Raw genomic sequence first — 11874 nt, 5'->3', positions numbered from 1 at the left:
AGCGGATGAGGGCGCCTGCCCATCCCCTCGCGCCACCCCCACCTCCACCACGAGTTCCCCATGCCCCTTTTCGACCGCCTGAAGTCCGATTGCTCGGCCGATTGGGACGCCTATGTCCGCCATGCCTTCGTGGAGCAGGTCGGTGCCGGGACGCTGCCGGAGGCGGCGTTCCGCACCTATCTGGTGCAGGACTACCTGTTCCTGATCCAGTTCGCGCGGGCCTATGCCCTGGCGGTTTTCAAGGGGCGCACGCTCTCGGAGATGCGCTCGGCCCATGCCGGCGTGAAGGCGATTCTCGATGTCGAGATGGATCTCCACGTCGCCTTCTGCGGCGGCTGGAACCTGTCCGAGGCGGAGATGGAGGCGACCTCGGAGGCGCGGGCCACCACGGCCTACACCCGCTTCGTGATCGACGCCGGATTGAGGGGCGACCTGCTCGACCTTCACGTCGCGCTCAGCCCCTGCGTGATCGGCTATGCAGAGATCGCCCGCCGGCTGGCCAGCGAGACGCGGGCACTCGACGCGGACAATCCCTACCGGGCCTGGGTCGCGGAATATGCCGGAGACGCCTACGGCGAGGTTGCCGCGGCAGCGGTGGACAAGCTGGATGTGCTCGGTGCCGAACTCGTCACCGAGGCGCGCTATCCGCGCCTCAAGGCCCTGTTCGCGCAGGCCTGCCGGCTCGAGGCCGACTTCTGGCAGATGGGTCTCGACGGCGCCTGAGACTCTGATTCCAGCACAGCGGGATCAGCGCGCCACGCGCATGACGGTCGAGACGCCCGGCGTCTCGTCGCTGGTTGCCGTGGCAAAGGCCGGGCGCAGCGCCTCCTCGCAGGCGGCCCTGGCGCTCACCGGGCCGCGGCAGTCGATGGCCATGGCCTCGCGGTCGCCTTTCGGCGTGAAGGACCATTCCCACGTGCCCGCGCCGAGAAAGCCGGTGCCGATGGCAACAGCCGCAGCGGCGAGGCCGAGCCGGCGCACCTTGGCCAGCACGGGACGCGCGGCCGCCGGGCGGACGATGTAGGGTCGTGAAAAGGACATGCCGTCACCTTTTCGTTACGCGATACTCGGATACGCCTGTCGCGTCCGGTCATCATGAACAAAGGGTTTGAATCAGAAGTTAACGAGGTTTGAACGCGTGGGGCGTGGTTCCATTCCACGGGTGAACGCGGCTTGCCGATGATGCAGATGCGTCGAAGGGGGGCAGGGCGCTGATCCGGCGCTGCCCGGTATCGCTTGCCGCCTGCGGGCCACCGCGCTATCCATCGTGCCATGACGAAAGCCCTCTATTCCGGCTCGTTCGACCCGGTCACCAACGGCCACATCGACATCTTCTCGCGGGCGGCCCGGCTGTTCGACGGGCTGGTGATCGCCGTGGGTGCGCATCATTCGAAAACGGCGCTGCTGGCGCCCGATGAGCGTGTCGCGTTGCTGAAGTCGGTTCTTGCCGACCTGCCGGCCGCGGTGACCAGCCGGATCGAGGTGGTCACCTTTGACGGCCTCGTCGTCGACGTGGCGCGGCGCACCGGCGCGACGTCATCGTCCGCGGTCTGCGCAGCGGCACGGATCTCGACTACGAGGAGCAGATGGCCGGCATGAATCACATGCTGTCGCCGGACATCGAGACCGTGTTCCTGTCGGCCTCATCGGAGGTGCGCCATATCGCCTCCAGCCTCGTCAAGCAGGTGGCCGCCCTCGGCGGCGACGTCAGCGCCTTCGTTCCGCCCCAGGTGGCGGCAATTCTCGCGCGCCCCAGATCCGGTTCCTGACGCACGGGGCGCATCGCCCCGCCGCGTCCGGCAGGCAACCACGGAGACACGACCTTGCCTTTCCTTCGCACCCTTGCCGCAGCCCTGCTGCTCGGCCTCCTCGCCTTCGTGCCCGGCGCCGCGCCCAGAGCGCCGATCCGGAAAACACGCTCTACATGGAGCTCGCCTCCGGCCGCGTGGTGATCGCGCTGCGTCCCGATCTTGCCCCCAAGCATGTCGAACGCGTGAAGACGCTCACCCGCCAGGGCTTCTACGACGGCGTCGTCTTCCACCGTGTCATCGAAGGCTTCATGGCGCAGACCGGCGATCCGACCGGCACCGGCACCGGCGGTTCCGACCTGCCGGACCTTGCCGCCGAGTTCACCCAGACCGATTTCGGCCGTGGCGTCATCGGCGCCGCCCGCACCAGTGACCCGAACAGCGCCAACTCGCAGTTCTTCATCTGCTTCCGCGATTGCGGCTTCCTCAACGGCCAGTACACGGTCTGGGGCGAGGTGGTCGAAGGCATGGACAACGTCGATGCCATCAAGCGCGGCGAGCCGCCGACCGACCCGGACAAGATTATTTCGTTGAAGGTGGCCGCCGACGTGAAGTAAAGCCACCCCACGCTGTCACGAACCCAAGAAGGGAGGCCCACATGGCCGACATCCAGGATCCCGAAAACACCCTCATCCTCGAGACGACCAAGGGCCGCGTCGTCATCGCCATGCGTCCGGACCTCGCGCCCGGCCACGTCGATCACATCAAGAAGCTCGCCCGCGAGGGCTTCTACGACGGCATCGTCTTCCACCGCGTGATCGAGGGCTTCATGGCCCAGACCGGCTGCCCGAACGGCACCGGCACCGGCGGCTCGAAGTATCCGAACCTCAAGGCCGAGTTCAACACCGAGCCGCACGTGCGCGGCACGGCCTCGATGGCCCGCGCCCAGAACCCGAACAGCGCCAACTCGCAGTTCTTCATCTGCTTCGGCGACGCCGGCTTCCTCGACCGCCAGTACACGGTCTGGGGCAAGGTGATCGAGGGCATGGAGAATGTCGACAAGATCAAGCGCGGCGAGCCCGTGCGCGATCCCGACCAGATCGTGTCGATGAAGGTCGCGGCCGACGTGGCCGCCTGACATCCGCATGAGCTGATGCAAGACATCGACCCCGTCGCTCGCGGCGGGGTCGATGCGTTTTGCGGGCGTGATTTCGGCCCGATGAGGCCCGAAGGGCGGGTCGGGAGCGGTTTCGACGGTTCAAGCGCGCAAAATGTTTACGGTATTATATTACCGCAAACATCAAGCAGTTGAAATCATGAGATTTTGCCGGCATTCACGAACTTGACGCATGCGGGCGCCTCGCGTATACGCAACGCCATCCCGGCGGCCCTTCACGGCCGCCGTTTCATTGGATCATCAAGGGTCCGTCCGGATGGCCCGCTTCACGCGGTGCAGGCCGGGGCGGACGCCGGAACCAACGGTTCGACGACATGAAAACCTATTCGGCCAAGCCGGCGGAAGTCGAGAAGAAGTGGATCCTGATCGACGCCGAAGGGCTCGTCGTGGGTCGCCTTGCCTCGCTGATCGCGATGCGGCTGCGCGGCAAGCACAAGCCCTCGTTCACGCCCCACGTCGACGACGGCGACAACGTCATCGTCATCAATGCGGACAAGGTGGTCTTCACCGGCCGCAAGTACTCCGACAAGAAGTACTACCACCACACCGGCTATGCCGGCGGCATCAAGGAGCGCACCGCGCGCTTCATCCTCGAGGGTCGCTTCCCGGAGCGCGTGCTCGAGAAGGCCGTCCAGCGCATGATGCCGGAAGGCCCGCTGGCGCGCCGCCAGCTTGGCAACCTGCGCGTCTACGCCGGCAACGAGCATCCGCATGATGCCCAGCAGCCCGCGCCGTTCGACGTCAAGTCCCTCAACTCCAAGAACGCGAGAGCCTGATCATGGCTGAACTCCAGTCCCTTTCCGAACTGGGCGGTCAGGTCGCCACGGCACAGCCCGAGGCTCCCGTCCACGTCCAGAAGCTCGACGCTTTCGGCCGCGCCTACGCCACCGGCAAGCGCAAGGACGCGGTTGCCCGCGTCTGGGTCAAGCCGGGTTCCGGCAAGATCGTCGTCAACGACAAGGACTTCACGGCCTACTTCGGCCGCCCGGTCCTGCAGATGATCGTCCAGCAGCCGATCCTCGCGGCTGCCCGTGACGGCCAGTTCGACATCATCGCCACGGTCGCCGGCGGCGGTCTGTCCGGCCAGGCCGGCGCGATCCGTCACGGCATCTCCAAGGCGCTGACCTACTACGAGCCCGACCTTCGCGGCGTGCTCAAGAAGGAAGGCTTCCTCACCCGCGACAGCCGCGTGGTCGAGCGCAAGAAGTACGGCCGCCGGAAGGCCCGCCGGAGCTTCCAGTTCTCCAAGCGCTGATCGGGCGCCGCCACGGCGGTACTCCTTGGCAATCTTCAGGAAGGCGGGCCCCGGGCCCGCCTTTTTTGGTTTGCGGCTTTTTCTGTTGCGTCGGACGGCGTTCCGGGAAACCTTCGGCCCATGCCGGAATCGCGGATGGACGGACCGGCAGGAGGGGGACTTCATGCACGACAGCACCACTCGCCCGCGCCCGACCGACCACGCCTTCCTGCGGCCGGCCATGCTCGGCGGGGCGACCGAGCCGACCTATGGCGGCACGCTGTCCTTCATGCGCCGCATGCTCTCGCGCGATCTCGACGAGGTCGACGCCGTGGTCTGGGGCATTCCCTTCGACAGCGCGGTCTCCAACCGCTCCGGCGCACGCTTCGGGCCGCAGGCGATCCGCCGCGCCTCGGCGATCTTCGACGGCGACCCCAACTATCCTTTCGGCTTCGACATCTTCGAGCAACTCGCCGTCGTCGATTACGGCGACTGTTCGCTGGACTACGGCCGCCCGCAGGATGCCCGCGAGATGATCGAGGCGCAGGCCGGCGCGATTCTCGATGCCGGCTGCCATCTCTTCACCCTTGGCGGCGACCATTTCGTCACCTGGCCGCTGCTGCGCGCCCATGCCGAACGGTTCGGGCCGCTGGCGCTCGTGCAGTTCGACGCCCATCAGGACACCTGGCACGGCGAGGACAGCGACCGTGTCGACCACGGCGCCTTCGTCGCCTGGGCGGTGCGGGAAGGGGTGATCGATCCCGCCCGCTCGATCCAGATCGGCATCCGCACCCACGCGCCGGAAGACTGCGGCCTCGAGATCCTCTACGGCCACGACATCGACCGCCTCGGCATCGCGGGTGTGCTCGACCGCATCGAGGCTCGGGTCGGCGACGCCAGGGCCTACATGACCTTCGACATCGACTGCCTCGACCCGGCCTTCGCCCCCGGCACCGGCACGCCGGTCTCCGGCGGTCTCACCACCCGCGAGATGATCGCGCTGCTGACCGGCCTGTCGGAGATCGACTTCGTCGGCGGCGACGTGGTCGAAGTCGCCCCCGCCTACGACCATGCCGACATCACCGCCATCGCCGCCTCGACCGTGGCCCAGAGCTACCTGGGTCTGCTGGCGGCCCGCAGGCGGAGGGGGTGAGGGCGGCGAGGGGGCTGCTTGCAGGCCTCTCTGGTCGCATGACCCGTAGGACGGCATCGTCCTGCATCTCCTCAAATCCGCAGCTCGCCTTATAATCTCCTGCCTGCTAGGACGTCGGCATCGTCGCCACGCTCCAGATGGGCCCTTGCCGATGCGCCTTCGCCTCGCCGCCGTCCTCCTTTCTGCCATGCTCGCCGGCCCGGCAACCGCCGCAAGTCTGCCCGAACTGATCGCCGATCCGGGGCAGTGGGCGATCCAGACCGGCGACTTCCAGAACACGCGCCATTCGCGTCTCGACCAGATCGACCGGAGCAATGTCGGGCGTCTCAAGGTGGCCTGGACCTTTTCCACCGGCGTGCTGCGCGGTCACGAGGGCGGGCCGCTGGTGATCGGCGACGTGATGTATGTCCACACGCCCTTTCCCAACGTCGTCTATGCCCTCGATCTGAACCGCGAGGGCGAGATCCTCTGGCGCTACGAGCCGAAGCAGGATCCGTCCACCATCGAGGTGATGTGCTGCGACACGGTCTATCGCGGCCTTGCCTATGACGACGGCCTGATCTTCCTGCATCAGGCCGACACCACCGTCGTCGCGCTTGATGCGAAGACGGGGGCAGTCCGGTGGAGCGTGACGAACGGCGACCCGGAGAAGGGCGAGGTCAACACCGCCACCGTGCTGCCGGCGCGGGGCAGGCTGATCGTCGGCCACGCCGGCGGCGAGTTCGGCGTGCGCTGCCATCTCACCGCCTACGACCAGAAGACCGGCGCCCGGCTCTGGCGCGCCTACACCACCGGGCCGGATACCGACATGCTGATCGATCCGGCAACGACGACGTCGCTCGGCAAGCCGGTCGGCACGGAGTCGAGCCTTGCCAGCTGGGAGGGCGACCAGTGGCAGATCGGCGGCGCCTGTCCGTGGGGCTGGTTCTCCTACGACCCGGACCTCGACCTCGTCTATTACGGCACCGGCAACCCCGCGACCTGGAACCCGGTGCAGCGGCCGGGCGACAACAGGTGGTCGAACAGCATCATCGCCCGCGATCTTGCCACCGGCGTTGCCCGCTGGGTCTACCAGATGACGCCCCATGACGAATGGGACTATGACGGCGTCAACGAGATGATCCTGACCGAGCAGGAGATCGGCGGTACGCCGCGCAAGCTGCTGACCCACTTCGACCGCAACGGCTTCGGCTACACCCTGGACCGGGCGACCGGCGAACTGCTGATCGCCGAAAAGTTCGACCCCGCCACCAACTGGGCGTCCGCCATCGACCTCGACCCGGCGAGCGAGACCTACGGCCGGCCGGTACTCGATCCTACCTATTCCACCGATCAGGACGGCATGGGCGAGGACATGACCACCGAGGGCATCTGCCCCGGCGCGCTCGGCGCCAAGAACCAGCAGCCGGCGGCCTTCTCGCCGCAGACGAAGCTCTTTTACGTGCCGACCAATCACGTCTGCATGGACTACGAGCCCTTCCGGGTGACCTACACCGCCGGCCAGCCCTATGTGGGCGCCACGCTGCGGCTCTATCCGGCACCCGCGGGGCAGGGGTTTGAAGAGCCGGGCATCATGGGCTCGCTGACCGCCGTCGACGGGGCGACGGGCAAGGTCGTCTGGGCGCTGCCGGAGCGGTTTTCCGTCTGGTCCGGCGTGCTGGCGACCGCCGGCGGGGTCGTGTTCTACGGCACGCTGGAGGGCTACCTGAAGGCGGTGGACGCGGCGACCGGCAAGGAACTCTGGCGGTTCCGCACCGCCTCAGGCATCGTCGGCAACGTCACCACCTACAGCCACGCGGGAAAGCAGTATGTCGCCGTGCTGTCCGGCATCGGCGGCTGGGCCGGCATCGGCCTCGCCGCCGGCCTCACCGACCCCTCCGACGGCTCCGGCGCAGTCGGGGCCTATGAGGGACTGGCGAAGTATACGGCGAACGGGGGCGTGCTGACAGTGTTCGAGCTGCCGTGAGGAGGCGTGGGAAGAGGGTGGCATCACTCTCCCCATACCCATCGATCGTCATTCCCGCGTCAAGCGGGAATCCAACCCTCCGCGGGAGGATGGAAAGGTGGGGGCGCCGCGTGGCCGCAGGGTGGTCTCCCGCTCGTGATCCACGGTCATCTCACCACAGGCGTTGTCCCTGCCGCACGGTGCCTTCCCGCTTTAAGCGGGAATGAAGACGGAGAGGGACGTGCGCGGGAGGGATGTCGGAACGGCGGAGACGCCGGAATGCTGACGAACAGCGCCGGGCATCAACTGCGTCCGACCACACTCCATCCCCGCCCGCTCACCCTCACCCCCGCTCGATCGTGATCACCTTCCGCCCATCGAAGCTGAGGCCGAGCTGGCCGCGTTTCAGCCTGAGGGCCTTTTCGCCGAACATCTCGCGGCGCCAGCCTTTTAGCGCCTCGACATCGGCGTCGTCGTCGGCCGCGATCTCTTCGAGATCGTCGACCGTCGCGATCACCTTGGCGGCGACGCCCTCGGTCTCGGCGACGAGCTTGAGCAGCACCTTGAGCAGGTCCACGGCGGCGCCGGCGTCGGGGAGGGCTTGCCGCGCGGGATCTGCGGCCAGGTGTCCCGCGGCGTGTCGAGCGCGGCGCGGACCACCTGCACGATGTCGCCGCCCGAGCGCGAGCGCTCGAAGCCGTTGGGGATGGTGCGCAGCCGGCCGAGCGCCTGGGCGTCGGTGGGAATCTGGGTGGCGATCTCGTAGATCGCGTCATCCTTGAGCACCCGCGAGCGCGGCACGTCGCGGCTCTGCGCCTCGCGCTCGCGCCAGGCGGCGATCGCCTTCAGCACCACGAGTTCCTGCTGCTTGCGCACGCGCAGCTTGAGGCGCTTCCACGCGTCCTCAGGCTCGGCGCGATAGGTTTCCTCGGAGGTGAGGACGTCCATTTCCTCGCGCACCCAGTCAGTGCGCTGCTTCTTGTCGAGGCTCTTGCGTAGGGAGAGGTAGACGTCGCGCAAATGGGTGACGTCGGCCACCGCATAGACGAGCTGGTCGTCGGACAGCGGCCGGCGCGACCAGTCGGTGAAGCGGTGGGTCTTGTCGATCTGCGCGCCCGAGATCCGGCCGACCAGCTGGTCGTAGGAGATCGAATCGCCGTAGCCGCAGACCATCGCCGCCACCTGGGTGTCGAACACCGGGTGGGGCACGAAGCCGCCGAGATGCCAGATGATCTCGATGTCCTGCCGTGCGGCATGGAAGACCTTCAGCACCGCTTCGTTCTTCATCAGCTCGAAGAAGGGCGTCAGGTCGAGATCCGGCGCGAGCGCATCGACCAGAAAGGCGGCGTCCATCGACGCCATCTGCACGACGCAGAGCTTCGGCCAGAAGGTCGTCTCCCGCAGGAATTCGGTGTCGACGGTGATGAAGTCGTGGCCGGCGAGTTCCGCGCAAGCGTCCGCAAGGCCTTGTGTGGTCGTGATCATTTGCATGGGGCTGCACTCTAGTCGCTCTGAAAGCCGCTGTCCCACGCAAAACACCGCTTCAGCCGCAACTTCGCCTCAATTGCGGCAGTCCTGCCACGGTCTCGAGTTGCTGCCCGAGCAGGGGGCCCGATCCGCCGTCTTCCTCAGTCGTGGATCGCGGCCACCCGCAGCCGTCGCCACCGCGCCAGCGCGAAGGAATAGAGCGCGAAGGCGAAAAGCCCGGCGCCGAGACCGGCGAGGAGAAACTTCCCTCCCGGCAGAGTCTCGAAATAGTCCATCACGTCCATGAGGTCCGGCGGCGAGGCATCCTCGCCGGCGATACGAAAAACCCGCGCGGCGAGCAGCCATGCCACCACCGCGAAGACGATCCCGCGCGCGGCAAGGCCGATGGCGCAGACCGGGCCGACCTTCGTCATCGTCCGGGCGTCGGCGTCGAGGAATTTCGCATATCCGCCGCTGAACGCCTTGATCCAGTGCGCGATGGCGGCGCCGGCAAAGGCAATGGCGAGCACTGCCGTCACGGCCAGGCTGCCGACGAAGCGCGCGGCAGTCGAGGCAAATCCGCCACCGCCGCCCTCTCCGCCTGTAAATGCCACCCCGAGCAGCGAAAGGGCGTAGAGGGCAAGCGCCGCATGGGTCGCGGCCGAAACGAGAAGCGCCGACCGCACCAGAAGGCCCTTGGGACCGGTGCCATGGTCGTCCGCATCGAACAGCGTCTGGACAATGCGCCAGACCACATGACCGGCAAGGCCACCGACAAGCAGCCACACGAGAGCGGTGCCCATCGGCTGGTCGAACAGCGTGCGGATCGCGCCCTCGGTGTCGGTCTTCTGCGCCATGCCGAAGGCTGCAAGCAGAGTGAGGCCGCCGACGATCACGTAGACGGCGCCGCGTGCGGCGTAGCCGGCGCGCGCAATGCGATCGAGGGCACGAAGGTGATGGCGGGATTCGGGCACGGGCGGTGACTTTCGAGTGTCGAATTGAAGGCAGGCGGCGACGTCCGCAGGGCTGGACCGCCGGGCATTCACCGCGATCACCGCCTTTTCGTCCCCCGGGCGGGAGCGCCGCGTCCTTCGTCAACGTCACGGCGACAGTCCGGTTCCGAACCCGCGCGTGCGCCGCCTGTGCACCGAACCGCGCGGGCGGCCCCGGGGGGCGTCGCCGCTTTCCCGCCACTGGCCACCTCGCCATCGCCGCCGGGGGGCGCCGGTCTTGACAAAGGCCGACCTGCGTGCGCTTTTCCGCGCAATTGCGCGCCGCGCGCGCCCCTTTCCAGACCCGCCCATTCCAGAGTTCAAGAGCCGGATCGACCACCATGCATCGCTATCGGAGCCACACCTGCGGAGAACTGAGGGACAGCCACGCGGGCACGACCGTGCGCCTGTCGGGCTGGGTGCACCGCGTGCGCGACCATGGCGGCCTGCTGTTCATCGACCTGCGCGACCACTACGGCATCACCCAGTGCGTGGTCGACCCGGATTCGCCGGCCTTCAGACAGGCCGAGCTGGTGCGCTCCGAATGGGTGATCCGCATCGACGGCGACGTGAAGGTGCGTTCGCCCGAGACGGTCAACGCCAACCTCGCCACCGGCGGCATCGAGGTGTTCATCCGCGAGATCGAGGTGCTGGGCGAGGCGCGCGAGCTGCCGCTGCCGGTGTTCGGCGAGCCGGACTATCCGGAAGACACGCGCCTGCGCTACCGCTTCCTCGACCTGCGCCGCGAGACGCTGCACGCCAACATCGTCAAGCGCACCAAGATCATCGCCGCGATGCGCCGCGAGATGAACGGCATCGGCTTCACCGAATACACGACGCCGATTCTCACCGCCTCCAGCCCCGAGGGCGCGCGCGACTTCCTCGTGCCGAGCCGCATCCACCCCGGCACCTTCTACGCGCTGCCGCAGGCGCCGCAGCAGTTCAAGCAGCTGCTGATGGTCGCCGGCTTCGACCGCTATTTCCAGATCGCGCCCTGCTTCCGCGACGAGGACCCGCGCGCCGACCGCCTGCCGGGCGAGTTCTACCAGCTCGACCTCGAGATGAGCTTCGTCACCCAGGAAGACGTCTGGGACACGATGGAGCCGGTGATGCGCCGCCTGTTCGAGGAATTCGGCGACGGCAAGCCGGTGACGCAGACCTTCCCGCGCATCCCCTATGCCGAGGCGCTCCGCAAATACGGCTCGGACAAGCCGGACCTGCGCAACCCGATCGAGATGCAGTCGGTCACCAAGCACTTCGCCGGCTCCGGCTTCAAGGTGTTCGCCCGCATGATCGAGGCGGACCCGAAGACCGAGGTCTGGGCGATTCCGGCGAAGACCGGCGGTTCCCGCGCCTTCTGCGACCGGATGAACTCCTGGGCGCAGGCCCAGGGCCAGCCGGGTCTCGGCTACATCTTCTGGCGCAGCGAGAACGGCGCGCTCGAGGGTGCCGGCCCGATCGCCAAGAACATCGGCCCGGAGCGCACCGAGGCGATCCGCACCCAGCTCGGCCTTGCCGAAGGCGACGCCTGCTTCTTTGCGGCCGGTGACCCGGCAAAGTTCTACAAGTTCGCGGGCGAGGCGCGCACCCGCGCCGGCACCGATCTCGGCCTCGTCGACACCGAGCGTTTCGAGCTCTGCTGGATCGTCGACTTCCCCTTCTACGAGTGGGACGAGGAGGAGAAGAAGCTCGACTTCGCCCACAACCCCTTCTCCATGCCGCAGGGCGGGATCGAGGCGCTGTCGTCCGGCGATCCGCTGGCGATCAAGGCCTTCCAGTATGACGCCGTCTGCAACGGCTACGAGATTGCGTCGGGTTCGATCCGCAACCAGTCGCCGGACACGATGGTCAAGGCCTTCGAGCTGACCGGCCTGTCGAAGGCGGACGCGAGGAGCGCTTCGGCGGCCTCTACCGCGCCTTCCAGTATGGCGCGCCGCCCCATGCGGCATGGCCGCCGGCGTCGACCGCATCGTCATGCTCTGCTGCGGCGCGCAGAACCTGCGCGAGATCACGCTGTTCCCGATGAACCAGCGTGCCGAAGACCTGCTGATGGGCGCGCCCTCCGAGGCGACCCCGAAGCAGCTGCGCGAACTGCACGTCCGGGTCGCCAAGCCGGCCTGAGCGGCGAAGGCAGGGACAGACACGAAAAAGCCCCGGA

At 67.5% G+C, this 11874-nt stretch carries 9 protein-coding genes and 3 pseudogenes; 9 read left to right on the top strand and 3 right to left on the bottom strand.

The features are described from left to right. Positions 1-60 precede the first annotated feature (60 nt). Positions 61-723: a thiaminase II gene (tenA, locus tag A6302_RS17165; RefSeq protein ID WP_069308063.1), complete on the top strand. Its 663-nt coding sequence runs from the start codon at positions 61-63 to the stop codon at positions 721-723. Positions 724-747: 24 nt separating this feature from the next. Here tenA and A6302_RS17160 read toward each other — a convergent pair whose 3' ends face one another. After that, positions 748-1041 carry a hypothetical protein gene (locus tag A6302_RS17160; protein ID WP_069308062.1) on the bottom strand — a complete coding sequence of 98 codons (294 nt, stop codon included), beginning with the start codon at positions 1039-1041 and terminating at the stop codon, positions 748-750. 231 nt (positions 1042-1272) lie between these two features. Between A6302_RS17160 and coaD the strand changes: the two are divergent. From coaD to A6302_RS17125, 7 genes and pseudogenes are all read left to right on the top strand, one after another. Beyond that, positions 1273-1769: pseudogene (gene coaD, locus A6302_RS17155) on the top strand (pantetheine-phosphate adenylyltransferase). Positions 1770-1924: 155 nt separating this feature from the next. Further along, a complete protein-coding gene (locus tag A6302_RS17150; protein WP_069308061.1) occupies positions 1925-2365 on the top strand; it encodes a peptidylprolyl isomerase in 441 nt (146 codons plus the stop codon). A gap of 41 nt (positions 2366-2406) precedes the next feature. Then, a complete protein-coding gene (locus A6302_RS17145) occupies positions 2407-2886 on the top strand; it encodes a peptidylprolyl isomerase (protein ID WP_210183372.1) in 480 nt (159 codons plus the stop codon). A 353-nt stretch (positions 2887-3239) separates the two neighbouring features. Beyond that, entirely contained in the window at positions 3240-3701 is a 462-nt protein-coding gene (gene rplM, locus A6302_RS17140) for a 50S ribosomal protein L13 (protein WP_069308060.1), read from the top strand. A gap of 2 nt (positions 3702-3703) precedes the next feature. Continuing rightward, entirely contained in the window at positions 3704-4180 is a 477-nt protein-coding gene (gene rpsI, locus A6302_RS17135; RefSeq protein WP_069308059.1) for a 30S ribosomal protein S9, read from the top strand. A 163-nt stretch (positions 4181-4343) separates the two neighbouring features. Next, on the top strand, positions 4344-5312 hold the full coding sequence (speB, locus tag A6302_RS17130; RefSeq protein ID WP_069308058.1) for an agmatinase: 969 nt from the start codon (positions 4344-4346) through the stop codon (positions 5310-5312). A gap of 151 nt (positions 5313-5463) precedes the next feature. Next, positions 5464-7278 (top strand): methanol/ethanol family PQQ-dependent dehydrogenase, encoded by a 1815-nt coding sequence (locus A6302_RS17125; RefSeq protein WP_069308057.1) that lies wholly within the window; start codon positions 5464-5466, stop codon positions 7276-7278. 322 nt (positions 7279-7600) lie between these two features. Here the strand turns inward: A6302_RS17125 and rnd are convergent. Beyond that, positions 7601-8742: pseudogene (gene rnd, locus A6302_RS17120) on the bottom strand (ribonuclease D). Positions 8743-8885: 143 nt separating this feature from the next. Next, complete coding sequence (locus A6302_RS17115) at positions 8886-9698, bottom strand: DUF1206 domain-containing protein (RefSeq protein WP_069308056.1); 813 nt, start codon at positions 9696-9698, stop codon at positions 8886-8888. A 359-nt stretch (positions 9699-10057) separates the two neighbouring features. Here A6302_RS17115 and aspS point away from each other — a divergent pair. Continuing rightward, positions 10058-11837 (top strand): annotated as a pseudogene (aspS, locus tag A6302_RS17110) (aspartate--tRNA ligase). Positions 11838-11874 lie beyond the last annotated feature (37 nt).

Source organism: Methylobrevis pamukkalensis (assembly GCF_001720135.1).
GTDB lineage: Bacteria > Pseudomonadota > Alphaproteobacteria > Rhizobiales > Pleomorphomonadaceae > Methylobrevis > Methylobrevis pamukkalensis.
Note: the sequence above shows the minus strand (reverse complement) of the source record. Positions and strands in the feature narration are given on the sequence as shown.